We start from the raw sequence: 24,717 nt of genomic DNA on the forward strand, positions 1-24,717 counted from the left end.
CCGCCTTCCCGCTTTCATCGTGGCGCTCTCCAGGGCGGAGGCGACCCGACCCGGCAGCGCGGCGGTCTCGCGCCGCGCCGCCCTGCGCTCTAGCTGGCGCGCTGCGCCGCGGGGCGGCGGAACGGCTTGCGGCCGGCGAAGATCTGGCCGTCGCCGAGCGCGTACGAGATCCGGAGCAGCTGGTTGTACTTCGCGACGCGATCCGAGCGGGACGCCGAGCCGGTCTTGATCTGGCCCGCGTTCGTCGCGACCGCGAGATCGGCGATGAACGTGTCCTCGGTCTCGCCCGAGCGGTGCGAGATGATCGACCGGTAGCCGCCCTCGGCCGCCTGGCGGATGCACTCGAGCGTCTCGGTGACCGTGCCGATCTGGTTCAGCTTGATGAGGATGGCGTTGGCGAGGCCGTCCTCGATGCCCTTCGCGAGGCGCGCGGGGTTCGTCACGAACAGGTCGTCGCCGACGAGCTGGACCTTCTTGCCGAGCCGCTCCGTGAGCAGCCGCCAGCCCTTCTCGTCGTTCTCCGCGACGCCGTCCTCGATCGACACGATCGGGAACGCCTTGGAGAGCTCCTCGTAGATGGAGACGATCTCCTCGCGGGTCTTCTGCTGCTTGTCGAAGGTGTACCGCTCGGTCTTCGCGTCGTAGAACTCGCTGAGCGCCGAGTCGAGCGCGACGCCGACGTCCTCGCCCGGGCGGTGGCCGGCGGCCTCGATGGCGCGCACGACGTACTCGAGCGCCGACCGGTTCGACGCGAGGCGCGGGGCGAAGCCGCCCTCGTCGCCGACGGCCGTGACCATGCCGTCCTTCTTGAGCAGCCCCTTCAGGGTGTGGAAGATCTCGGCGCCCGTGCGCAGCGCCTCGGAGAACGACTCGGCGCCGTAGGGGACGATCATGAACTCCTGGATCTCGAGGCCGTTGTCGGCGTGCACGCCGCCGTTCAGGATGTTCATGAGCGGCGTCGGCAGGACGCGCGCCGCGGCGCCGCCGAGGTAGCGCCAGAGCGGTAGGTCGACCGTGTCCGCGGCGGCGCGGGCGGCGGCCATCGAGACGGCGAGGATCGCGTTGGCCCCGAGCTTCGACTTGTTCGCGGAGCCGTCCGCCTTGATGAGCACCTGGTCGAGCTCGGCCTGATCGAGCGCATCCATCCCGAGGATGGCCGGACCGAGGACGGTCTCGATGTTCTTCACCGCGGTGAGCACGCCCTTGCCGAGGTAGCGCTTCTTGTCGCCGTCCCTGAGTTCGACGGCCTCGTGCTCGCCGGTCGACGCGCCGCTCGGCACGGCCGCGCGGCCGGTGCCGCTCAGCGTGGTGACCTCGGCTTCGACGGTGGGGTTGCCGCGCGAATCGATGACTTCGCGCGCGATGACGCTCTGGATCTCCGACATGACCTCTCCTCAAGGGACCGCTTCCGCGCGACCCCGGCAGCTCTCGAAGGGGGCTCGAGAAGCGGCGGGAGCATAGGCACGGCCCTCCCCGGATGTCGACGCTCCGGTGCACCCGCGGCGCCCGGCGGGCCGGCGCGCCGACGACCCGGCAGGGCGCGCCGCGCGGCTGACGCGGAGCCGACACGCGCCTGGACGGAGCGGGCGCTCGCCGCGTCGACCCGGGCGCGCGGACGCGCACGCGCGCCCGGGTCGACGCGCCACGCGCGCCTGGCGTAAGCTCGCGGCCGCGTGGAAACCTCCATCGGCGTCTTCGGTGAGGAGATGCTCCTCTGGCTCTGCATGCTCCGCCAATCCCCGCGGCGGCCGCCGGCCGATCACGTGCTGCGGCAAGCGAACCTGCTGCTCGAGGAGCTCAAGGGGTCCAAGCTCGCGCAGGAGATGCCGATCGCCTCGGTCGACGACGGCATGTTCGCGATCGCCGCCTTCGCGGACGAGCTCGCGATGTCGCTGCCGGACCTCCGGCCGGTCTGGGCCCAGCGCCCGCTCCAGGCGTCGCGGTGGATGACCAACAACGCGGGCGTCGAGCTCTTCGAGCGGCTGGCGCGCGTCCGGAGCGGCCCGCTGCCGGTGATGGCGACCTACGCCTGCGTGCTCGGCCTCGGCTTCCGCGGCCGCTACGGGCTGCCCGGGCAGAGCGCCGACGACCTCCTGCGGATCCGCCGCGATCTCTCGCTGAAGCTCGGCGTGGATCCGGACCGCGACTGGAGCGGCGGGGTGCTCCGGGCGGCGCGCGTGGACGGCGTGGACGCGCAGCACCTCCCCAACCTGCCGCTGTGGCAATCCGCGCTGGTCGGGCGCGCCCTGGCGGCGCTCGTCGCGATCGGCGGCGCGGTCGCGCTCGGGTGGACGATCGCGCAAAAGGTCGGATGATCGGATGAGCGGCTCCTTCGTCTACGAGCTGGCGAGCGTCCACGCGCTGGTCGAGCAGGCCAACCCGGACAGCGACCAGGGGATCTACGCGGTCCCCTGCTACCTCGTGCTCGGCGAGCCGGGCTCGGGCCGCTCCACGGTGATCCGCTCGATGAACCTCACCTGGCCCCCGGGCGGCGCCCCGCTCCAGATCGGCGTGCCCGGGGCGCGGTGCTCGTACTGGCTGGCGAAGGAGGCGCTCTTCATCGAGCCCGAGGCGTCGGTGCTCGGCCCGCGGCGGGAGCCGGCCGAGCTCGCGCAGCTCTGCGACGAGCTGCGCCGCTCGCGGAAGCGCGAGCCGATCGACGGCATCCTCCTCGTCCTGAGCATCGCGGACTTCGCCGAGCTCGACGAGCAGGGGGTCGAGGCATACGCGAACCGGATGCGCGCGTACCTCCTCGAGGTCGGGCGCGCGCTGCGCGCCGACGTGCCGGCCTACGTGGTGCTGTCGCGCTACGACACGCTGTGGGGCTTCGCCGAGGTGTTCCAGTGGACGCCCGAGCGCGGGCGCGAGGAGCCCTGGGGCTTCACGCTCCCGCTCGAGGCGGGCCCGGGCACCGCGGTCCCGCGGATCCTCCAGGAGCTCGAGGGGCTGAACGCGCGGCTGGAGTCGACCTGCCTGGCGCGGGTGAGCTCGGAGGATCCGCCCGACGCGCGGATGCGGGCGTTCCAGCACCTGGCCGAGGTGCGGGCGCTGATGGCGCGGCTGCGGCAGCTGTTCGGGGCGCTCGCCATGGAGAACGCGTTCGAGCGCGCGCCGTGGCTGCGCGCGGTGGCGATAGGCAGCGCGCTGCCCGGCATGGGGGACCGGCTCCGCGCGGGGGTGACGCGGTTCATCAACATGGGGCTGGCGCAGCCGCCGCACGTGGCGGTCGCGCCGCGGCCCGGGGGGCTGCCGATCCACGCGACCATGAGGGTGGTCGTGCTGCCGGAGCGGGACATCGTGCCGCTCCGGCCGCGGTGGCGGGACGACCGGTTCACGCTGATCGGCTTCGTGGGTGGGCTGCTCCTGCTGCTCGCGGCGGGCCTGACGGAGCTGATCCTGCGGCTCGTGGGGTGACGCCTGCGGCGCGGAGGAGGGTGATCGGCGGGGCGGCGGTGGTGGCCTAATTTGAACATGAAGGCGGGAAGGCGGGAAGAAAGCTCAATGATCTTCCCGTCTTCCCGCCTTCATGTGAATCACTCCGGGGCCAATTAGGCCACCACCGGGGCGGCCGCCGCGCCTCGCCTCCTCCGAGGCGACCGCCCCCGTCTCCGCGCCGCGCCTGCGGCGGCGCAGCGCCGCCCGGCGCGGCGCCGCCGGCGCCGTACGCCCGGTTGACAGGGCGTCGGGAAGGCGCATACGCACGCGATGGGGGGGCGTGTCTCGCCTGCGGAATCGATGTGCCGCTCAGGGCGCTCGCCTCGCGGCGCGCGGCTCGGCGGCGCGAGGCTCCGTGCGCGGCGCTGCCCGGGCGGGACCGGGGCAACGGGCGCGAGGGCAGCGCGATGACGCACCTCCCGATCCAGCCAGGCGCGACCCGTATCCGGGGGCATCACGTCACCGCGAAGATCGGCGAGGGCGTGGGCTCGGCGATGTACCGGGCCCGCCGCGACGCCGACGGGCTCGAGGTGGCGATGAAAATGCTCTACGCCGATTACACGCGTATCGGCGACATCCTCCGCTTCAAACACGCCTATCGCGTCATCCAGCGCATCGACTCGGCGAGGGTCCTCAAGGTGCACGCCGTCGAGGAGCACGGAGACGGCCTGCTGCTCTTCACCGAGTATTTCCCGGGCGCCCCGCTGTCCTCGACGCGGCTGTCCGCGGCGACAGGCGAGCTCGACGTCTCCGCGGTGCTCGACGCCGTGATCCCCGTGGCAGAAGGGCTGGCCGACATCCACCGTCACGGCCTCATCCACGGCGACGTGCGGCCCCCGAACATCCTGCTCGGAGAGGGCGGCCAGGTGAAGCTCACCGGCTTCGGCGTGGACACCCTCGTGACGCGCGAGAAGGAGGAGATCTATTCCCGCCACGTCCTCACGGAGGTGCTCCCTTACACGTCGCCCGAGCAGACCGGCCGAATGAACCGCAGCGTGGACTACCGCACCGACATGTACTCGCTGGGCGTCGTGCTCTACGAGATGCTCACCGGGCGGCGGCCGTTCGAGGCGGCGGACCCGCTCGAGCTGATGCACGCCCACATCGCGGTGGCGCCCGCGCCGCCGTCGGAGATGAGCCCGGCGGCGCCCGACGCGCTCTCGGCCATCGCGATGAAGCTCCTCAGCAAGAACGCCGAAGATCGCTACCAGTGCGCCGAGGGGCTGAAGGCCGATCTGGAAGAGCTCCGATCGCGATTGCGGAGCAGCGGTCTTGCGGGGGCGTTCAGCCCCGGCCAGCACGACAGGAGAGACCTCTTCCGGCTCCACCAGAAGCTCTACGGCCGCGAGGGGGACATCCGGGCGCTCATCGACGCGTTCGACGACGTGCTCCGGGGCAAGCGCACGATCGTCCTCGTCTCGGGCTATTCGGGCATCGGCAAGTCGTCGCTCGTCCAGGAGATCCTGAGGCCGCTGGCGCGCGAGAAGGGCTATTACATCAGCGGGAAGTACGATCAGTACAACCGCGACAGGCCCTACAGCGCCATCATCCACGCGTTCGACGGGCTCATCAAGCAGCTCCTCTCCGAGAGCGAGGAGCGGATCGCGGCGTGGCGCGGCGCCATCCTCGAGGCGCTGGGGAGCAACGGTCAGGTCCTCTGCGACGTGCTCCCGTCCTTGAAGCACATCCTCGGCGAGCAGCCGCCCGTCCCCGCGCTCGGCCCGGTCGAGGCCCAGCACCGCTTCATCCTCTACTTCCAGAACTTCGTCTCCGTGTTCGCCCGGCACGCCCACCCGCTGGCCGTGTTCCTCGACGATTTGCAGTGGGTGGACTCGGCCAGCCTCGGCTTGATCTCGAGCATCCTCGCGAACGACAGCGTGGAGTCGCTCTTCTTCTGCGGCGCTTACCGCGACAACGAGGTGAGCCCGGCCCACCCCGTCCTCGTCGCGCTGGAGGAGCTCGAGAGGGGCGGCCTCGGGGTGCGGCGCATCGTCCTCGCGCCCCTCGGGCTGGGCCACCTGACCGAGCTCGTGCGCGACAGCCTCCAGACCGGCGGCGGGGGCGCGCTCGCGGCCGCGGTCCTGAAGAAGACCGGAGGCAATCCATTCTTCGTGAAGCAGTTCATGCGGCACCTCTACGACGCGAAGGCGCTGGTCTTCGATCCGGCGAGGGGCTGGTGCTGGGATCTACGGCAGATCGAGCGGCTCGGGTGCACCGACAACGTCCTCTGCCTGATGGCGGAGACGATCCGGCGCCTGCCGCCGGCGACGCAGCAAGTGCTCCGGCTGGCCTCGGCGATCGGCAACACGTTCGAGCTGGACGTCCTGAACACCGTCAGCGAGCGCGCCCCCGAGGAGACGTACGCGAGCCTCGACCACGCCCTCGGCGAGGGCCTGATCGTGAGCGCGAACGGGCAGGCTCGCTTCGCGCACGACAAGATCCAGGAGGCCGCGTATTCGCTGATCCCGGAGCGCGACAGGCCGGCGTTCCACTACCGGATCGGGAGGCTCCTGCTCGGCAAGCTGCGCTCGGACAGGGGGCACGACCTGTTCGACGTCGTCGATCACCTGAACAGCGCGGGCGATCTGATGAAGGACCCGGAGGAGCGCATGGAGGCGGCCCGGCTCAACCTCCAGGCCGCGGCGCGAGCCGAGGAGTCGGCGGCCTTCACCGCGGCGCTGAAGTACCTGGAGCACGGCATGGCCATGCTGCCTGGAGACGCGTGGACCTCCGACTACGAGCTCGCGTTCCTCTATCACACGAAGAAGGGCCTCTTGGAGTCGCTGTGCGGGCGGCACGACGACGCCCTCGCGACGCTCACGGGCACCTTCGACGAGGCGAAGGGGCGCCGCCACAAGACGGAGGTGCGGCGCCTGAAGATGAAGGTCGAGATCCTGAAGAACGATCTGCCCGCCGCCATGGACGAGGGGCTCGCCGCGCTGCGCGCCTACGACATCCACCTGCCGCCCTACCCGGACGACGGCGCGCTCGCCGCCGAGCTCGCGCGGACCCTCGCGATCATCGGCGATCGCCCCATCGCGTCCCTCGTCGACCTGCCCGCGCTGGACGACCCCGAGATCGCCGCCCTCCAGGACCTCCTTCAGGAGATGTTCTCGCCGACCTACCAGCTCGGCACGAACAACTTCGGCATCACGGTGATGAAGGCGCTCCAGGGCTCGCTCAGGCACGGCATCTCGAAGAGCTCGATCTACGCCTACGTGAATTTCGGGACGTTCCTGTGCGCCGGGCTCGACATCGAGAAGGGCTACGCGTTCGGGCGGGCGGCGGTCCGCCTGAACGAGCGCTGCCCGGACGCGAAGTCCGAATCCATGCTGTGCAACATGTGGGGGGCGTGGGTCCAGCACTGGATGGACAGCTACGAGCGCTCGAAGGCGTCGCTGCGCAAGGGCATCCACGCCGGCATCGAGACAGGGCAGTACATCTGGGCCTTCTACAACGCGTGCAACGCGAGCGTGAACGCCCTGCTCCGCGGGGCGCACCTCCACGACGTCCTCGAGGAGGCGAGGCTGCACGCGCCGCTCTGCAGGCTCGACGAGTTCAACACGATCACGTGGATGGTCGGGGCCGTCGCGCAGCTCAGCGAGCACCTGGGCGCGCCGGCCGGGGGCGACTGGAGGCGGGGGGCGTGGGTCGACATCGGCGCGGTCGCCGAGGAGGCCCGCCGCATCGACAACCGGGCGTCGCTCTATTTCCTGAACGTCTTCGAGGTCATCGCCGGCATCTTCGAGGGCGCGTACGAAGAGGTGGCGGCGCTCTGGGGCAGGGCCGACCCCGGCAGCCTCGGGATGCTCGCCGCGTGGCACGCGAGCCCTTGTTATTACTTCTATGGCGGACTGGCCTCCTCGCGCGCCGCCGGGACCGCCGCCCCGGCGCTCAGGGAGGCCTACCTCGCGAGGCTCCGGGAGTGCGCGCGCAAGGTGGAGTCCTGGGCGGCCCTCGGGCCCGAGAGCCACCGTCACCGCGCCTTGATCCTGCAGGCCGAGCTCGCCCGGAGCGAGCGGCGCGAGGGCGCGGGCGCCCTGTACGATCAGGGGATCATGGCCGCGCGGGAGGGCCAGTTCCTGCATGACGCGGCGCTCGCCAACGAGCTCTGCGCCCGCCATTACCTCGATCTGGGCAGGACCTTCGTCGCGTGTGCCTACATGACCGAGGCGCACCGCCTCTATGGTCGCTGGGGCGCCGCGCGCGCGATGCGGCGCCTCGAGAGGGACTTTCCGCACGCGCTCCGGCCGGAGGCGATGCGCATGCAGGCCGCGACCGGGCCTGCTCCGCCGTTCGACGCGCCGCACGCGAGGCTCGACCTGATCACCGTGCTCAAGGCGTCGCAGGCGGTCTCGGGCGAGCTGATCCTCGATCGGCTCATCGAGACCCTGCTGACGATCGTGGTCGAGCACGCGGGCGCCGAGCGAGGCCTCCTGATCCGCCCCCGCGGCGCCGAGCACGACGTCGAGGCCGAGGTCGTCACCCGGCGCGGCCGGGTGGAGGTCACCCTCCGGCAGTCGCCCGTCACCCCGGCCGATCTCCCCATCTCCTTGCTCCACTACGCGATCCGCTCCCGGGAGAGCGTGATCCTGGACGACGCCGCCGCGCCCAACCAGTTCTCGGAGGACGCCTACGTGCGCGAGCGGCGACCCCGCTCGGTGCTCTGCCTCTCCCTGGTGAAGCAGGGCACGCTCGTGGGCGTGCTCTACCTCGAGAACAACCTGACCCCGCGCGCCTTCACCGCCGATCGCATCGCGATGCTGGAGCTCCTGGCCTCCCAGTCCGCCATCTCGCTGGAGAACGCGCGCCTCTATACCGAGCTCCAGCGCGAGAACAGCGAGCGCAAGCGGGTGGAGCTGGCGCTGCGCGAGCGGGAGGCGCGGATCCGGCGCCTCGTGGACGCCAACATCATCGGGATCGCCATCTGGGACCTCGACGGCAGGGTCCTCGACGCGAACGACGCCTTTCTGTCCATGATGGGCTACAGCCGGGAGGAGCTCGCCTCGGAGAAGATCTACTGGACGAAGAGCACGCCGCGGGAGTCCCATGAAGTGACCGAACGGGCGCTCGACGAGATCGCCCTGACCGGCCAATTCCGGCCTTTCGAGAAGGAGTTCTACCGGAGGGACGGCAGCCGCGTGCCCGTGCTGGTCGGCGGCGCGCGGTTCGAGGGATCGGACGACCAGGGGGTGGCGTTCGTCCTTGACGTGAGCGAGCGCAAGCAGGCGGAGGAGCGCCAGAGGCTCCTTTTGAATGAGCTGAACCATCGGGTGAAGAACACGCTGGCGATCGTGCAGGCGATCGCCGCGCAGACGCTCCGCATGGCGGACTCGCCCAGGGCGTTCACGGAGGCGTTCCTCGCGCGGCTCCTGGCGCTGTCTCAGACCCACAACCTGCTCAACCAGACCTCCTGGCAGGGCGCGAGCCTCCGCGACATCGTGTGCGCCGAGCTGGCGCCGCACGCCGACTGCGACGCCGATCGGGTTCATGTGATCGGCGAGCACGTGCGCCTCCGCCCCGAGGCGGCGGTGACGCTCGGCATGGCCATCCACGAGCTGGCGACCAACGCGGCCAAGTACGGGGCGCTGTCGCAGCCGTCCGGCCGCGTCGAGGTCGCCTGGGACGTGAGCGCGGACGGGCGCGAGCCGCTGCTCCGGCTCGAATGGCGGGAGACGGGCGGGCCGCAGGTACGGCCGCCGCGCCGCAGGGGCTTCGGGTCGCGCCTGATCGAGCGCGATCTCGCGCGCCAGCTCGCCAGGGAAGTGCGCCTCGACTTCCTGCCCGAGGGCGTGCGCTGCGCGATGCATCTTCCGCTGGAGCGCGTGGCCGCGTCATGATCCCGGATCCCGAGGGCCCGCGCGAGCTGGAGGGGCTGCGCGTCCTCATCGTCGAGGACGAGCCGATGATCGCCTCGTCCCTGGAAGATGTCTTGACCGACCTCGGCTGCGTGGTGATCGGCCCGGCGTTGAGCATGAAGGACGCGATCCGCCTGGCCCGCGAGGCGGAGCTGGATGGGGCGAGCCTGGACATCAACATCGCCGGAGAGAAAGTCTATGCCGTGGCCGACATCCTGATGGAACGGGGCATCCCGTTCGTCTTCGTGACGGGGTACGGGAAGGCAGGGCTGCGCGAGTCCGATCTCAGCCGTCCGGTGCTGCAGAAGCCGTACAGCCTCCACCGTTTCGTGGAGATCGCCAGGCGGTGGCGATAGCCGGGTCCCCCTGCGCGGCGGCGCCTGGCGCGAGCGGGCGCGCCGCGCATCCCTAGCGCCGTGTGCGGCCGCCCGCGGCGCGCCGATCCAGCGCCGGTGCGCGGGATACGCTCCCCGCAGGCGGGCTCTTGGTGGCTCTTTGCGACGGCGCGTCCTCGGCCATGTGACCTCGCACGACAGGGGCCTTTGCGTCGGTGCGCCCTTTCGCGAGGGCGATGAGGCATTATATTTGCAATGACTCCTCGTTGAAAGGAGGTTCCCATGGCGGAACAGCAGCGTCAGCAAGCGGGTCAGGACGTCCCTGTGGCCAGGTCGCAGCAGGGCAAGCCCAGCAGCCAGGCGACGGGTGAGACTTCCTCTCTGGGTGCCGGCGGTCAGTCCGCCGGGCTGCAGCGCCAGCAAGGCGCCGGTCAGCTTGAGCGGTACGGCGGGGCGGGCGGGGTCTTCAGCCCGTTCACGGTGATGCGCCGGATGATGGAGGACATGGATCGCATGTTCGAGGACTTCGGCATCGGCGGGGTGCTGTCGCCGTTCAGGCAGTCTCGTTCGCTTGCCGAGCAGGGCGGCGGCCGGGGCCTCTCGTCATCCGGCGGCGGCCTCTGGTCTCCGCACATCGAGGTGGGCGAGCGCGACGGTCAGCTCGTCGTGAAGGCCGATCTCCCGGGCGTGACGAAGGACGACATCCGGGTGGAGCTCCACGACGACGCCCTGATCATCGAGGGCGAGCGCCGGCAGGAGCAGCAGGAGCAGCGCGAGGGCGTGAGCTACAGCGAGCGCAGCTATGGCTCGTTCATGCGCTCCATCCCGCTGCCCCAGGGCGTGCAGCCCGACGACGTGGACGCGAGGTTCGAGAACGGCGTCCTCGAGGTCTGCCTGAAGCTGCCGCAGCAGCGCGGCCGCACCGTGCAGATCAAGAGCGGCGGCGCGTCCGCGGCGCAGATGGCCGGCGGGCAGGGGGCGACCGCGGGCGGCGGCCCCGCGGCGTCCGAGAAGGAGAAGGCGAATCGGCCGAGCTGAGCCGGGCTGGAAGGCGAATCGGCCGAGCTGAGCCGGGCTGGAAGGCGAATCGGCCGAGCTGAGCCAGCTTGATTCGAGGGGGGCGGCGGCGAGCCGCCCCTCTTCGTTTTGTTGGCTGTGACGAGGGCCGGGGAGGAGTGCGGAGGCTGGAGGAGATCGCCAGGAGGAAGTCTGGTGCGATCGTTCAGGGGCAGGTTGCCGGCGACTGAGCTACGCTTGACGCCGGGCTCCGGGGGCTCGGCAGTGCGGGGGTGCGCTCAGGAGCCGTCCGCGGCGAGGAGCTCACGGGCGTCGCTGACGACGGCGGCGCGGCGGATCCAGCGGTCGAGCTCGGCGAGGTCGGTGCTCGCGAGGATGCGCTCCCGCACCTCGGCCGGGACCTCCAGCCCGCGGGCCTCGAGGAAGGTGACGACGTCCTGCGCCTTGGCCTTGATCTCCCCCTTCGCCACGTAGCTGCGCGCGAACTCACTCTGGAACTCGTAATTGTTCTTCATCATCGCCTCCAACGTCCGCCTCGCCGCCATGTTCAGCGAGGATAGCACCAGGTCTCCGTACACGGCACGGCGCTCCTCATCGAGCCCGGCAGCCGCCGCCAGGAACGCCACGCCGATCGCTTCCCCCGCCTCGCCCTGCCCATGCGCCATCGCGGAGAGCACGACCACCTCGGGCGCTGTCTTCGCCTGCTCGGCGTCCGTGACGACCGGGACGCCCTGCGGCCCGAGCACCAGCGGCGTCAGCATCAGGCCGGGGTGGCCCGTGTCGATCGGCCGCGAGGACCAGCGGGCCATCGCCGGGTCGGTCGTCACGACCAGCAGCCGGGTCGGACAGCGGTGCCGGGCCCTCGTCTGGGCGAGGTACACGAGCCAGACGTACGGCTTGTCCGGGTCCGTGCCGAGCTGCACCTCGACCACGATCGCGAGCGCGGGCCGCTGCTGCTCGCCCACGAGCACGACGACCAGATCGGCCCGGCGGTCCGAGGGCACGATCTCGGCAAGATTGGAGGACTCGATGCGCGCCTCCGTGAAGGTCGGAATCGGCTGTCCGAGCGCGTCCTGGAGCATCTCGGCGGCCAGCGTCGGCCGGTTCTTGAACAGCTCCACCAGGGCTTCATGGGTGATTGAGGGCATTGGAGCATCTCTCGGATGGTTACAGGCATGTTCGATTTTCAAGAGGCGTGTCTCGCTCATGCGGCGCGATCGCGCCAGCCGAAGCAGCCGCCTCCTGCCCTCTAAATTCCGGGTGGGTCCCCGGATTCGTCACGCCGTGTGATTTACGTGTGCTCCGACGTCAGAGCACGGGGCCGGGACTCCACGAGGGCGAGCAAGATCACCGAACGTGGGTGCATGGCACACGTGGGCAAAGCTCTACCGAACAGTCCACGAGGGAGATCGCATTGTCACGCCCGCGCTGATGGCGGAGGTTACCGCGCGCCCGGCGCTCCGGCGCCCCCGACGGCCGCGCCCCCGCCGAGGATCGCGAGCTCGGTCGCGATCCACCGGTCCAGCTCCCCCTGCAGGCTGAACAGCGCCAGGTCGAACTCGCGGCCGTTGACGACGATGAACGGCGTCCCCGAGAGCCCCGCGCGGTCGGCCTCGGCCTTGTCCCGCGCGATCACCCGGGCGGCGGCCTCGCCGGCCATGTCCGCGCGGAACCGGGCCATGTCGAGGCCGACCCGCTGCGCGTAGCCGAGCAGGTCCTTCTCCTCGAGCCGCTGCTGGTTCTCGAACAGGAGCCGCTCCATCTGCCAGTAGCGGCCCTGCGCGTGCGCCGCGACGGCGGCGCGCGCCGCGGCCTCGGCGTGCGGGTGCGATCGCAGCGGGTATACCTTGTGGATCAGCCGCACGTTCGGCGCGTGGCGCTCGAAGATCTCGTCGAGGAGCGGGACCGCGCGGCCGCAGGAGGGGCACTCGAAGTCCGACCACACGACGATCTGCACCGGAGCGCGCTCCGGCCCGCGCGACGGCGAGTCGGCGAGGTCGATCTTCTTCACGTTCGGACCGAACCGCACGCCGTACGCGGCCTGCGCCTCCGCGGCGCTCGCGCCGCCGCGGATCTTGTCGGCGACGAGCTGCGCGGCGGGCACGCAGGCCGCGCAGGGGCGCGACTCGCGGACGCACTGCGCGAGCGACACCGCCTGATCGGCGCACGGCGCGTAGAGCTGCGAGACGAGCTGCCACCACGTGTGGCGCTCACGGCGGACGAGCTCGGCCGTGTCGACGCCGGGCAGCTCCTCCGGCTCGCCGCCGGGCGCGTCGAGCGGCGCGGCGCCGGGCGGCCCGGGGAGCGGGACCGCGGGCGTGTCTGCGAACTGGGGATCCTGCCGCTCCGCGCCGCCGCACGCGGCGAGCGCGGCGAGCGCGGCGAGCGCGAGCCGTCGTGCACCTGATTTCGGAATGAACACGCGCGGATGCTACACCCCCGCGGCGGCCGAGCCAGGCCGAAGGGCCGCGCGCCGTCGCGACGGCGCGGCACCTCGCCGGCGCGCCCCCTCGCCGGCGGGTAGTGGTCAAATTTGAACATGAAGGTGGGAAGGCGGGAAGAAAACCTTAATGATCTTCCCGCCTTCCCGCCTTCATGTGGACTCTCTCTGGGCAAAGTTGACCACTACCCGCCGGCGCGCCCTCTCGCCGGCGCGCCCCCGGCCCGGCGCGCCCCCGGCCCGGCGCGCCCCCGGCCCCCGCAGCCCCCTCAGAAGGCGCCGCCGAGGCCGAGCGTGGCGCGGTCCGGCGCCAGGGCGACGTGCGGCGCGAGCCGGAGGCGAGGCGGACGGAGACGGATGTACTCGTAGCTGTCGGCGGTCGAGCGCTCCTCGCGCTCGAGGACCGCGATGTCGATGATGTTGGCCGTGAGCAGGCCGGCGCTGCTGCCGATCATGATGCCAGCCAGCTCCTCCCACCGGCGGGAGTCCGAAGCTCTGCCGACGAGCAGGCCGACCATGCCGCCACCGAGCGTGCAGCCGGCGTTGAGGCCGAGGCTGGCGAAGCCCTTGCCGAGGTTGCCGTTGGCCCAGTGGGTGACCGGACCCCCGAGCGCGAAGGTGCTGAAGGACCACCAGGCGAGCACCTCGTTTTCCGTGCCGACGGCGATGGGCGCGAGGATGGCAGCCCCGCCGAGCACGAGGAGGTGCTCCCAGCCGTACCAGACGCGCTTCGGGCTGGGCTGCTCGCCCTCGGGCAGCCAGGGGCTCGGGCTCGTCGCCCACGCCGGGAGCGCCTGGGGAGCTCCCGGCGGCGCAACCCCGGTCGGTGGCGCGCCCGACGGTGGCGCGCCGCCGTCGCCCGGAGCAGGCTGCGGAGGAGGCAGGCCCGGCGCCGGCGACGGCGGCGTCGTCGCAAGGGGCATGTCCGCCGCGCCGCCCGGCGCCGGCGGCGCGCCCGCCGGCGCCGCGCCGGGTGGGCCGCCTTGCGGCACGACAGGCGCTGGCTGCGACGCCGCAGGCGCTGGCGAGACCCGGGGCGCGGAACCGGACGCCGGCTGCATGGCGGCGGCCGGTCCCGCCGCGAACACCACGGCCGCTGCACAACCGAGCCGCAGCCCCCCGCGAAGCATGCCTGTCATCCGGCGTTCCTCTTCTCTCTTCGACGCTCGCAGCCCTTGTACTTCCTTTCGCTCGGCCGCTGCACGCAAATCCGGCCCCGCGCCCGCGCGAGCGACGAGGACGGCTCCTCCGGCGGCGCGCGGCGCGCGCCGTCAACACCAGCGCCGCGTCGAGACCGAGCGTAGGTCTCGAACGCGGCGCGAACCGGGCCGCGCAGCCGCCGCTCCTCGAACGCGATGTACCCACGACCGGGACGGTAGGCCTGCGACAACTTGCCACATATTCCGCGCGCGCCAGCCGTGCCTATATGCCCTGCGCCGGGCAGCCGGCAAGCGCGCGCAGCGCGCTCCTTCGGAGGCAGGACGACCACCATGACCCAATCACCGGGATCCACCTTGCTTGCGCTGGCGCTCGCCAGCTTTGCCGCATTCGCGCCGGCCTGCGGCGGCGATGACGACTCCACCCCCTGCGCCGATGCCACCGCGGGGACCGGCGGGTCCGATGCTGGGCCGGGCGGCTCCGGCGGCGAGTCCCCCGCCGGGACCGGCGGATCCGACACGGGCGGCGGCGGCGAGCCCGTGGATGACGAGGACAGCGACCACGACAGGGACGGCTTCACCCCGCGCGAGGGCGACTGCGACGACTTCAACAACACCGTTCACCCCGACGCCGAGGAGCGGAATCTCGATAACGTCGACTCGAATTGCGACGAGTCCGACGCGCCGGTCAGCACGCTCGTGTGGAACGCCGGCCCGGAGCCCGATCTGGTGGACGCGATCGACGTCATGGACGAGGACGGCGATGGCCAGATCTCCCTCGAGGAGTTCTCCGCGGCGTGCGCCGAGTCCGCCATGCTGTCGGGCACCGCGCGCCCCGGCCTGGTGCAGGTCCACGCGTCCTGCGCCGGCACGAACAGCTGCCGCGGCATGGTCTATCAGACCTGGAACGAGCTCTACGAGCACGCCTGCCGCGCCATGAACAGCTGCAAGGGCTGGAGCTGCGTGGAGACCGCCGAGGACCAGGAGCGCGACGGCCCCGCGGCGTTCGGGGCCGGGGGGTGTACCCACTGCCACTCCGGCCCGGCGGGCACGTTCGGCGTGAAGGTGCCGCCCGGCGAGGACGTGGACGCCTTCGTCGCCGACTTCTGGGAGCGCCGCTCGGACACGTACCTGCAATCCATCATCGCGTTCGGGATCGACGGCGTCGCCGCCGGGGGCATCGCCTACTCGAACATGCCCGGCGCCTATCACCTGCTCTCGCGGTCCGAGATCGACGGGCTGATCGCCTACCTGCGCACGCTGACGCCGGAGGGCCACGCCTTCGAGCAGCTGCCGGCGGCAGATCCGATCGACCCGGGCCCCTAGCCGGCCGATGAGCGCGCCGCGAGCCGACGACGACGACCGAGCGCCCGACGCGCGCGCTCTCCCGCGCGACGCGCTCGGCCTCGGGCTGCGCCCGCCGCACTACGAGGCGATCGAGCGGCTCCGGCCGCGGCTGGGCTTCTTCGAGATCATCGCGGAGAACTACCTCGGCGCGTCGCCCTTGCCCCGGGAGCGGCTCCGGCGCATCGCCGAGCGCTACCCGATCGTCGCCCACGGCGTCTCCCTGAACCTGCTGGGCGAAGCCCCCCTCGACCGGGATCACCTGTCCCGGCTCCGGGATCTGATCCAGGAGTTTCGCATTCCCTATTTCACGGATCACCTCTGCTGGACGGCGTTCGAGGGCATGACGCACCACGATCTGCTGCCGGCGCCGTACGATCCGGAGCTGATCCCCTACGCCGCCGCTCGGGCGTCCGAGGTCCAGGAGGCCCTCGGCGTCCCCTTCGGGATCGAGAACCTGTCGTCGTACGTCGCCTGGGAGCGCGACACGATGCCGGAGTGGGTGTTCTACCGCCGCGTGGTGGAGGAGTCCGGCTGCTGGGCCATGCTGGATCTCAACAACATCTTCGTCTCCAGCGACAACCACGGATTCGATCCGCGCGAGTACCTCGACGGCGTGCCGTGGAGCCGGGTCTTGCAGGTCCACCTGGCCGGACACCAGGTGTTGCCCTCGGGCCTGCGGCACGACACGCACGATCGTCCGGTATGCGACGAGGTCTGGTCGCTCTACGAGGAGGCGTGGCGCCGGGGCGGCCCTTTTCCGACGCTCCTCGAGTGGGACGCGGAGATCCCGCCCCTGCCCGTGGCGCTCTCGGAGCTCGACAAGGCGCGGCGGGTGCGATCGGCATGAGCCCGAGGGGTGGAGATCCTCCGCGCTGGCTGCGAGAGCTCCAGCGCGACTTCACCGCGGTCCTCCGCGCGCCGCTCGACCCGGGCGCCGGGCGCTTCCGCGAGCGGCAGGAGCGGTATCCCGCGCGGCTCGTGGCGCAGCTGAAGGGCGGCCCGGGGGGCCCCGCGCCGGCGGAGCGGCTCGCGGTCTATCATCGCCAGTACTGGATGCGGCTGTTCACCGCGCTCCAGACGAGCTTTCCCCGCGTGGCGCGGGCGGTGAGCCACTGGCACTTCAACCACCTCGCCGCGCTGCACCTCGCCGAGCGCCCGCCCCGCCACGCCGACCTCGACGAGGCGGCCCGCGGCTTCGCGGAGCGGCTCCACCGCGCCCTCCAGCGCCTCGACGAGGCGGCCCGCCGCCCGCCGGAGCGCCCGCCGCACGGCGACGCGTGGTGCCGGCGGATCGAGCTCTCCAGGGCTCCGCTGGCCCTGGTCCGCCAGGCGCTCCGCATGGACGAGGCCGAGCGCCGCGCCTACGAGTCGCCCTTCGAGGGGCTGTGGCGGCCGGCGCATGACGAGCTCGCCCGGCTGGCCGGATCGCGGCTGCGCTTCGCGGTGTCCTGCTCGCTGGCCGAGGAGGACTGGGACCTCGCCCGCTTCTCGCGGCTCGCGGGGGCCGATCGGGACGAGGGCGCGCCGGAGCCGATCCGTCGCCACCCGTCGACCCGGACCTGGGTCTTCGCCCGGAGCGCCGCCGGCACGACCACGACCTCCGTGGATCCGCTGTTCGCCCGGCTGCTCGAGCGCTGCCGGGAGCTGCCGTTCGGGCAGGCCCTCGCCGCCGTCGAGCAGGGCTGCACGGCCGCGGAGGCAGCGCAGCTGCGCGCCAACCTGCAGGGCTGGATCGCGCTCGCCCTCGCAAGCGGCTGGTGGACCGGCCTCGCCGGCGCCGAGCCCGGCGCGCAGGCGGAGGGCTCGAGCGACGCTCCGGGCCGGGCGTGAGCCTTCCCCGGCTGGTACCGCGGGTCAGAAATCCCATGAGGACTCCTGAGACGACGCGGCACGGCTTCACACGCGTCCGTCACGTAGTCGAGGCCAGGTTGTCGAGCGCAAAGAAGCGCGCGAGCCAGGCGAAGCGCTGCCGGAGTGGGCCGAGGAGACGTATCCCCTCTACGCGTACCATCATGCCGCACAGCTCATGTCGGCCAAGGTCCGCGCCTTCTTGGAGTTCGTCGTCGCGCTGACGCGCGCGTAGCGTCGGGATCGTCGGCGCCGCGCGGCTCTTGACTGAGCAGCGGAGTGCATGGGCCGGCGAGCGCTAACGGGTCCTCGCGGCAGCATCACTCGACGGGGAGCGCGACATCACGGCAGCGGCAAGCCGAACATCGCCTCGCAGACGGCGACGTGCGCGCCGCAATTGCCGGCGGCTCCGTGGTCGCCGTCCTTGAGCGCGAGCCGGTGCGACCCGCCGTACGGCGGCGCCGCGCCCGGGACGTCCACCTCGACGAGCTCGCCGGGCAGGCCGATGAGGTCGAACGCCTTGAGGTGATCCGGGTGCTGCTCATCGCGCTCGCCGGTCAATCCGAACATGCGATCCACGGGCGTCGCCGACGGCTCCGAGAGCCAGGTGGCGCTCACCGGGTTCGTGTCGCGCGGCCCGGCCAGCGACACCACCCGGTCGAGCCGGACGACCTTGCCGATGCGGGCGGCCGAGCTCGCGCCGTGCGAGTGGCCGCTGAAGATGATGACCGACCAGCGCGGGCTCCCGTCGTCTTCGAGGAAGTAGCCCCAGTCGCCTCGCGGGTGGACCTCTTTCAGGTGCGCGAGCGCCCTCGCCAGCCGCGCTTCGATGCTGTCGGCCCTTGCCACCTCGATGAGCGCGGTGTGGTCCTGACCGTCGAACGCCTCAAGCCGCGCGTCGCCGAACGTATCCGGATCATTTTGAACGATGTTGTAGTCGTTCTTGTAGGCGACCGCGAACGCGTGAAAGCCGCGCGCGGCGACGAAGCGGGTGAGGTCGAGCGGGCCGGGAGGCTGGCTGCTCCCCGACAGCGTGACGACGAGCTTGCCCGCGAACCGCGCGACCCGAGTGTCGAGGAGGGCCACCTGCTCCAGGTCGCGGTCGGAGACCTCTGGATCGAGCTCGCTGGGCTTGAACCGGATCTCGCTGAGCTCGGGCGAGCTCGTGTCCACGTGCAACTCGCGCGGCGCGCCGCCCGCGCCGCCCGCGCCGCCCGCGCCGCCCGCGCCGCCCGCGCCGCCCGCGCCGTTCGCGCCGCCCGCAGAGTCACCGACTCCGGAGGTCGCGGCGGCGCCGCCGGTCCCGGTAGTCGCAGTGCCCGTGGCTGCTCCGCCGCCAGCGCCCGGGGGGCCGCCGTCGCTCGACGAGCCGCCGCACGCCACGCACCCGAGCGCCCACCAGGCGCAACCGATCCACGCCGTGAGCCGCATGCTCGAAACGTTACCAGATCACCGCCGCCGCCACGCGGTGGACGAGCCGGATCTCCCGATTCTCTCGGTCGCGCAGCGCGGTGCGGGCGCGTGTGGCCGTCATTTTCCCGCACGGGTAGAAGGCTGCCGGTCCGGCGGCGCGGGCACGCTCGAAATTGCGAGCCAGTGGGTCGAAAGAGCGTGGTCCGGGCGGCGCCGAGCGCGCTACGGGCGCATCGGCGTGCCGTGGGCACACGTGTCCGTCCGGGCGTTGGTCTGGCCCGGGAGGCGCGTCGCGAGACGCTATGCGGCGTCACCGGGCGCCTTGCGGCGCAGAACGGTGCTCTTCCAGTACGGCCGCCCTCGGTTGGGAGAGCGTGCAGGAACATCGGTCGGCTCGCCGAGCGCGGAGAGAAAGCGGGCGATGTTCCTTGGCTCGGTCACCAGGGCGACGAGCTTCATCCGCCCCTTGCGAGTTGGGCACTCGAGGACATCGAGCCTGCACATCCCGCGCCGGGCGTCAGGCTCCGCGCGCCTCCCTCGAGCGACCGCGCCGTCAGAGCAGAGGCTGCAACGCCGCGTACCACTGCTCGCCCAGCAGCACGTAGCCCTGGAGGTTGGGGTGCCACTGATCTTCGAGCAACGTGGTCTTGTTCGGATTGAAGGGCGTGTACATGTCGACGGAGATGATGTGTCGGCCTGCGTCCGCGCGGGCCTTCACCACCGCCGGAATGGCGTCGTCGTAGGTCTTGATGCGCGCGCTGAGCGCGGTGTCGTCGCCCTTGCTCGCGTCGCCGCGCGACGGGACGGGCGCGGCCACCACGATGAGAACATCGGGGAGCTGCGCGTAGATGCTGTCAATCAACGCGCCCAGACGTTTGGGGGCGTTGGGCATGTCGTAATTGTCGATTGCGTCGTTGGTTCCAATCATCAAGAGCACGATGTCGGGCTTGTATTGCGGCATGACGGTCGACACCAGCGTCGAGATGCCGCTCCTTCCGCCGGCGGGGGCGATCGTCCAGCCGCTGTGGCCCTCGTGGTTGCGCGGGAACGCCACGCCGCCAACGGTGTTCGGTCCGTTCGATCCCGAACCGACGAACGTGATGTTCTTGCCCGCCGCGTGCGCGAGCCGGAACAGCTCGACGCGATAGCCGCCCGGCGTGTCCCCGTTGTATCCGTCGGTGATAGAGTCGCCGAACGGCATGATCTTGCATGCCGTACCGTCGGTCGGGCAGGGCCGATAGGTCGAGCCCGCGCTGCCGCCGGCGCCACCCTGCGCGCCCGAGTCGCCGCCGCTACCGCCGGCCGCCGCGCCGCCGCCATCCCCGCCACCGCCCGTTCCCGCGAGCGATCCACCGGTGCCGGCCGCAGAGGTCGTTCCGCCGGTGCCCGCGACAGCGCCGTCCGTGCCGCCGCCGTCGCTCGTTCCGCCTGCGCCGCCGCCGGCGCCCGCTGCGCCCGCTCCGTCGGCGCCCGCTGCGCCCGCTCCGCCGGCGCCCGCGCTGCCGCCGCTGCAGCCGAGGGCGATGACGACGAGCCCGGCCACGACCGGCCAAGATGTGATCGGCTTCATGCCGGAGGATGGTACCGCCGAAAACTACGGCGTTGTCAACTGAAACGACGGCAGTCGGAATCGACGATCGGGCAGCCTATGGCAATTTCACGGCGCGACGACGGTCGCCCATCCGGTGCCCGGCATCGAGAACTGCAGCTTCGCTCTCCCAACGGACGCATTGGGGCGCCGGCGACGTGTGCCTCGTAGAGGCCGCCGACTCCGCCGCCAACTGCGAGCTTTTACGGCGTCGCCCGGCGACCGCCTCCCCATCGTCGTTGCGCCCGACGCAGTCCTCGACTCGAAATCAGAATTGCGTGATGAATTTCCACGCCTCGGGGGCGTTCCAGCTCGTCGATTGCCCGGGGTCCTTCGGCTCCCAGCCGTGCGGGCCGTCGAACACGCAGTACTTGGTGGGGTGACCTGCGGAGCAGCCCTTGTACTCGGTACACGTGTGGGGCTGGCCAGCTGCCGGGAAGGTGGTCGCCGACGGCTCCTCCATGCAGCCGTTGACCTTCGCGAATTCGGCTTGTTTGACGCGACCGCTGGTCGGCATGGGGGGGCCGCTGCTGTCACCGCTGGCTTGCGACGCGTAGTAGGCGATCGGCTTGGTCAACGTCGCCGTGCAGGAGCCCGTGAGATCTGCCCCCGAAAAGAAGGCGACGCCTCGGAACACGTCCGCGCGGGTGCAGGCGAGAGCCAACGACATCGCTCCCCCGAAGCTGAAGCCGGTGGCGAAGATCCGAGTTTTGTCGATGCAGAGATCTCCCTCGAGCTCCTCCAGGATCGCGTCCGTCAGCTCCACGTCCGACTTGCTCCAGGAACCGGCGCCGTTCGCGGCGTCCGGCGCGACGAAGATGGTGGTAGCTCCAGTGTCGAGCGTCGCCATCGTGAAGTAGTTCCGGTTCGCCACCGACATGGCGGAGGAGCCGGACTCCGCGAAGGCGAACACGAGCCGATACGGCTTGTCCTTGTCGTAATCGCTCGGCACGCGAAGGATGTACTTGCGAGAGGCGCCGCCGAACGAGATATCGATCGTGCCGTTTTGCAGAGTCTTCGCTTTGCCGCAGCCAGCGCTCTTGACCGCGTCCGTCCCGGTCGCGCCACCTGCGCCGCCGCTGCCGCCGCTGCCGCCCGCGCCGCCGGAATCGGAGCCACCCGACGCAGCGCCGGCGCCGCCCGCGCCCGCTCCGCCCGCGCCCGCGGAGCCGGGCTGGCCACCGCCCGGGGTGCTGCCCGCGCTCGCGGCGTTACCACCGGCGCCCGCCTGCGCTTGGCCGCCCGCGCCTGCGACCCCCGGTTCTTCCGACGGAGGGGTGCTGCTCGACGAACAAGCAACACCCGAGAGTGAGAACAGGGCGAGGACCAGGGAGGAGCAACGGGCGCTTGTCATCGGCAACTCCGTGCGCGCGAAGGGCGCGACTGGGACTCGACCCTAGCTCATGGCCTCCCGACCAGCAATGGATTGGGGCGCGCCGGTTCAATTGTGAAGCAACAGCTCAAAATTGACGCGTCACCATACCGGCCGCGACCGTATCGTTCGGAGCATCCGCCCGACGGCGTGCTCTATGACCTGACCGACCTCGCGCGTTCGCAGGTGACCGAGTTCGTTCCACACGAGCTCGGCGCCGTCTTCGTGATAAGCCCCGTCGAGGAAGACCACGTGCAGATGCGGATTGAGCCGCATGTCGCCGGACGTGCGTTGCACGACGGTCACCGCGCCGCTCTTGACCGCGCCGCACGCGCGTCGGCGCGCGGCGCGCTCTTCGTAGACCCGCTCCACGCTCTCGACGAAGAGGCGGGTCAGCACCCCGATGCAGCATCGCGGCGAGAGGGTCGTCGCCTGCGCACGCCGCCGCGCTTGCCTCCCGGCACAGGCCTCACGCTTGCTGGCATCACTTTCCGGATGCCTCCGGGGCGCTTCGGCACGCAACCGCCGCGCGCGGGCGATCCCAGTAGAGCCTGCGGGCACTGGCGAGCGGCAAGGCTCCGGCAGCGAGTCGACGCGAGCGCCGGGCTCGACGTTCGGCCCAAGCTCGCTCACCCCTCCGGTGCCACCGGCAGCCCGAGCAGCTGACCGATCGCCTCGGTGAAGGGCGAGCTCAACCCCCATCGCAGCTCGGAAATGTGACCGTTAACATCGTCGACGCCAGCCCAAATCGGCCGATGATGGGGCGCGCTCTTGGCCGGAGCGCGCGCTCGAGTCGCCGCGCACGAGAGGCGATCCCCAGAGCGCCGGCCGCCTGCGGCATCGAGCGCCAGCCGTCCGTGCGCAGGCCGACATCGAGCGCATCGGGCCGGCGATCACCGCGGTCCGACGCCCGCCCCCCCGGGTGACGCGGCGCTCCGGACGAGCCCGCCAGCGTCGTCCTCCCTTCGGGATCGAGGATCCCGCCCGGGCCGGTCGATTGGGTTTGACACCAGGAATGTGATCGTTCACATTTCGAAAGGGGTATACTTGTGCTTTGCCCTGAGTGGGCCGTCCTGCGTGCCTTTGCGCGGGCTGTCCTCTCATCTTATGGCGCCTCCGTCGAGTCAGCACCAGGGGTGCGGGGCGCCAGCAATTCCGCTCGCGAGAGGTTTGAACGTGCGCCTGAACACAACGTGGTACCGAGCAAGAAGAATGACCCTGTCGGGGATGGCGCTGGCCATCGTCGCCGCGATTCCGTCCCTCGCTCGGGCGGACAACCCGATCGTGCAGACCTTCTACACGGCCGACCCCGCTCCCATGGTGCACGAAGGCAGGTTGTACCTCTACACGTCCCACGACGAGGACGTGACGGTGAAGGACTTCTACACCATGAACGACTGGAGGTTGTACTCCACCGTCGACATGGTCAACTGGACGGACCACGGCTCGCCCGCGGGCTACAAGAGCTTCCGCTGGGGGACCGACAATGCGTGGGCGCCGCAGGGTATCGCCAGGAACGGCAAGTACTATCTGTACGTACCGCTGAACAACAACACCGGCGCGAAGATCGGCGTTGGCGTATCGGACGATGTGGCAGGCCCGTTCATGGACCCGCTGGGAAGGGAGCTGGCCGTGGCGCCCGGAGGCGGCAACATCGACCCGACGGTGTTCGTCGACGACGATGGACAGGCCCACATGTACTGGGGGAATGCCAAGCTCCGGCACGTGAAGCTGAACTCGGACATGATCAGCACCTCGGGAAGCATCACCGAGGTGCCGTTGAACGGCTTCACCGAGGGTCCGTGGTTCTACAAGCGAGGGTCGCTGTACTACCTCGTCTACGCCGCCATCGCCGGGAGCGAGAAGATCAGCTACGCGACCAGCAACAGTCCGACCGGGCCCTGGAACATCCGCGGCGACATCATGGACGCCGGGCGCACCTTCACCAATCACGCCGGCATCGTCGACTACAAGGGGCACTCGTACTTTTTCTATCACAACAGCGCATTGCCGGGCGGCAATAACTACAAGCGCTCGGTCTGCGTGGAGGAGTTCACGTACGGGGCCGACGGCAGCATTCCGAAGATCACGATGTCCACGAGCGGGCCGTCCGCCGTCGACACGCTGAATCCGTTCAGTCAAGTCGAGGCCGAGACCATCGCCTTCTCGTCCGGGCTCAAGACCGAGGTGTGCACCGACACCGGCGGCGGCATGAACGTCACGTCCATCAGCAACGGCGACTATATCAAGGTAAAGAACGTCGATTTCCTGGACGGCGTGACCTCCTTCGAGGCTCGGGTATCGTCCGCAGCCGGCGACGCGAAGATCGAGCTCCGCCTCGACAGTCAGACCGGCACGCTGCTCGGGACGTGTGACGTCTCGGGCGCGTCGTCCTGGACCACCAAGACCTGTGCGGTCAGCGGGGGCAGCGGGAAACACGACTTGTTCCTGAAGTTCGTCGGTGGCAACGGCGATCTCTTCAAGTTCAACTGGTGGCGGTTTACCGGACCCACCATGCCGGATGGCGGGGACGGCGGAGGCGGTGCCGGCGGCGGCGGCGGCGCCGGGGGCTCGGCCTCGGGCAGCGGCGGCTCGGCCACCGGAGGAACGACCGGCACCGCTGGCTCGGGCAGCGGCGGCAACGCCGACCCCTCCGGTGGGACAGGCAGCGGTGGCAACGCCGGCACTGGTGGCGGCGCGGACAGCGCGCAAGCTGCCAGTGGCTCGGGTGGGAACGGCGCGGACGAGGCCGATTCAGGCGGCTCGTGCTCCTGCCGGACGGGCGCGAGCACCCGGGACGGCGGACTCGCCGCCGCTCTCTCGCTGGTCGCTTCTGCGCTCGTCCTTCGGCGTCGGCGCCGGTAGGCGCTCGCCTTTGCGTTGAGCTCTCTCTCCGGATCCCTGGCC

General features: G+C 71.0%; 18 protein-coding genes and 1 pseudogene. 10 read left to right on the forward strand and 9 right to left on the reverse strand.

Annotation, left to right across the window (positions count from 1 at the left end; genetic code table 11):
- Window positions 1-89: 89 nt before the first annotated feature.
- On the reverse strand, window positions 90-1,385 hold the full coding sequence (gene eno / locus WMF20_RS43135; protein ID WP_129579702.1) for a phosphopyruvate hydratase: 1,296 nt from the start codon (window positions 1,383-1,385) through the stop codon (window positions 90-92).
- 288 nt (window positions 1,386-1,673) lie between these two features.
- Here eno and WMF20_RS43140 point away from each other — a divergent pair, with 288 nt between their 5' ends.
- The 5 genes from WMF20_RS43140 to WMF20_RS43160 all read left to right on the forward strand — a co-directional run bounded on the left by WMF20_RS43140 (window position 1,674) and on the right by WMF20_RS43160 (window position 10,666).
- On the forward strand, window positions 1,674-2,315 hold the full coding sequence (locus WMF20_RS43140; protein ID WP_437607555.1) for a DotU family type IV/VI secretion system protein: 642 nt from the start codon (window positions 1,674-1,676) through the stop codon (window positions 2,313-2,315).
- A 4-nt stretch (window positions 2,316-2,319) separates the two neighbouring features.
- Window positions 2,320-3,414 carry a type VI secretion system protein gene (locus WMF20_RS43145; protein ID WP_437607556.1) on the forward strand — a complete coding sequence of 365 codons (1,095 nt, stop codon included), beginning with the start codon at window positions 2,320-2,322 and terminating at the stop codon, window positions 3,412-3,414.
- 428 nt (window positions 3,415-3,842) lie between these two features.
- The gene (locus tag WMF20_RS43150) at window positions 3,843-9,275 is read left to right on the forward strand and encodes an AAA family ATPase (RefSeq protein ID WP_437607557.1); all 5,433 of its coding nucleotides are present in this window, start codon (window positions 3,843-3,845) and stop codon (window positions 9,273-9,275) included.
- Window positions 9,272-9,649 carry a response regulator gene (locus WMF20_RS43155; protein WP_437607558.1) on the forward strand — a complete coding sequence of 126 codons (378 nt, stop codon included), beginning with the start codon at window positions 9,272-9,274 and terminating at the stop codon, window positions 9,647-9,649. Before WMF20_RS43150 ends, WMF20_RS43155 begins: the two co-directional genes overlap by 4 nt.
- 261 nt (window positions 9,650-9,910) lie before the next feature.
- Window positions 9,911-10,666: an Hsp20/alpha crystallin family protein gene (locus tag WMF20_RS43160; RefSeq protein ID WP_437607559.1), complete on the forward strand. Its 756-nt coding sequence runs from the start codon at window positions 9,911-9,913 to the stop codon at window positions 10,664-10,666.
- Between the two features lie 257 nt (window positions 10,667-10,923).
- On the opposite strand, the gene WMF20_RS43165 is transcribed toward WMF20_RS43160, so the two are convergent.
- The 3 genes from WMF20_RS43165 to WMF20_RS43175 form a co-directional block, all read right to left on the reverse strand.
- Window positions 10,924-11,793, reverse strand: a complete 870-nt coding sequence (locus WMF20_RS43165; RefSeq protein ID WP_437607560.1) for a hypothetical protein — start codon at window positions 11,791-11,793, stop codon at window positions 10,924-10,926.
- 293 nt (window positions 11,794-12,086) lie between these two features.
- Window positions 12,087-13,067 (reverse strand): DsbA family protein, encoded by a 981-nt coding sequence (locus tag WMF20_RS43170; RefSeq protein ID WP_437607561.1) that lies wholly within the window; start codon window positions 13,065-13,067, stop codon window positions 12,087-12,089.
- Window positions 13,068-13,354: 287 nt separating this feature from the next.
- On the reverse strand, window positions 13,355-14,224 hold the full coding sequence (locus WMF20_RS43175; protein WP_437607562.1) for a hypothetical protein: 870 nt from the start codon (window positions 14,222-14,224) through the stop codon (window positions 13,355-13,357).
- Window positions 14,225-14,575: 351 nt separating this feature from the next.
- Between WMF20_RS43175 and WMF20_RS43180 the strand changes: the two genes are divergently transcribed.
- The 4 genes and pseudogenes from WMF20_RS43180 to WMF20_RS43195 form a co-directional block, all read left to right on the forward strand.
- On the forward strand, window positions 14,576-15,568 hold the full coding sequence (locus tag WMF20_RS43180) for a c-type cytochrome (protein WP_437607563.1): 993 nt from the start codon (window positions 14,576-14,578) through the stop codon (window positions 15,566-15,568).
- 7 nt (window positions 15,569-15,575) lie between these two features.
- Window positions 15,576-16,436, forward strand: coding sequence for a DUF692 domain-containing protein (locus tag WMF20_RS43185; RefSeq protein WP_437607564.1), 861 nt, complete (start codon window positions 15,576-15,578; stop codon window positions 16,434-16,436).
- The gene (locus WMF20_RS43190; protein ID WP_437607565.1) at window positions 16,433-17,419 is read left to right on the forward strand and encodes an HvfC/BufC N-terminal domain-containing protein; all 987 of its coding nucleotides are present in this window, start codon (window positions 16,433-16,435) and stop codon (window positions 17,417-17,419) included. The genes WMF20_RS43185 and WMF20_RS43190 overlap by 4 nt, the downstream gene beginning before the upstream one ends.
- A gap of 130 nt (window positions 17,420-17,549) precedes the next feature.
- Window positions 17,550-17,672 (forward strand): annotated as a pseudogene (locus WMF20_RS43195) (LysR family transcriptional regulator); the annotation flags it as partial.
- A 107-nt stretch (window positions 17,673-17,779) separates the two neighbouring features.
- On the opposite strand, the gene WMF20_RS43200 reads toward WMF20_RS43195, so the two are convergent.
- From WMF20_RS43200 to WMF20_RS43220, 5 genes are all read right to left on the reverse strand, one after another.
- Entirely contained in the window at window positions 17,780-18,868 is a 1,089-nt protein-coding gene (locus WMF20_RS43200) for a BPSS1187 family protein (RefSeq protein ID WP_437607566.1), read from the reverse strand.
- A 282-nt stretch (window positions 18,869-19,150) separates the two neighbouring features.
- Window positions 19,151-19,309 (reverse strand): hypothetical protein, encoded by a 159-nt coding sequence (locus WMF20_RS43205; protein WP_437561478.1) that lies wholly within the window; start codon window positions 19,307-19,309, stop codon window positions 19,151-19,153.
- A gap of 94 nt (window positions 19,310-19,403) precedes the next feature.
- A complete protein-coding gene (locus WMF20_RS43210; RefSeq protein ID WP_437607567.1) occupies window positions 19,404-20,420 on the reverse strand; it encodes an SGNH/GDSL hydrolase family protein in 1,017 nt (338 codons plus the stop codon).
- A gap of 286 nt (window positions 20,421-20,706) precedes the next feature.
- Entirely contained in the window at window positions 20,707-21,792 is a 1,086-nt protein-coding gene (locus WMF20_RS43215) for an alpha/beta hydrolase family esterase (RefSeq protein ID WP_437607568.1), read from the reverse strand.
- A gap of 120 nt (window positions 21,793-21,912) precedes the next feature.
- Entirely contained in the window at window positions 21,913-22,209 is a 297-nt protein-coding gene (locus WMF20_RS43220; protein ID WP_437607569.1) for a transposase, read from the reverse strand.
- Between the two features lie 813 nt (window positions 22,210-23,022).
- On the opposite strand from WMF20_RS43220, the gene WMF20_RS43225 reads away from it, so the two are divergent.
- Window positions 23,023-24,675 (forward strand): glycoside hydrolase family 43 protein, encoded by a 1,653-nt coding sequence (locus WMF20_RS43225; RefSeq protein WP_437607570.1) that lies wholly within the window; start codon window positions 23,023-23,025, stop codon window positions 24,673-24,675.
- The last annotated feature ends 42 nt before the right edge of the window (window positions 24,676-24,717 follow it).

It is taken from the genome of Sorangium sp. So ce834, assembly GCF_051521425.1.
Classification (GTDB): domain Bacteria; phylum Myxococcota_A; class Polyangia; order Polyangiales; family Polyangiaceae; genus Sorangium; species Sorangium cellulosum_D.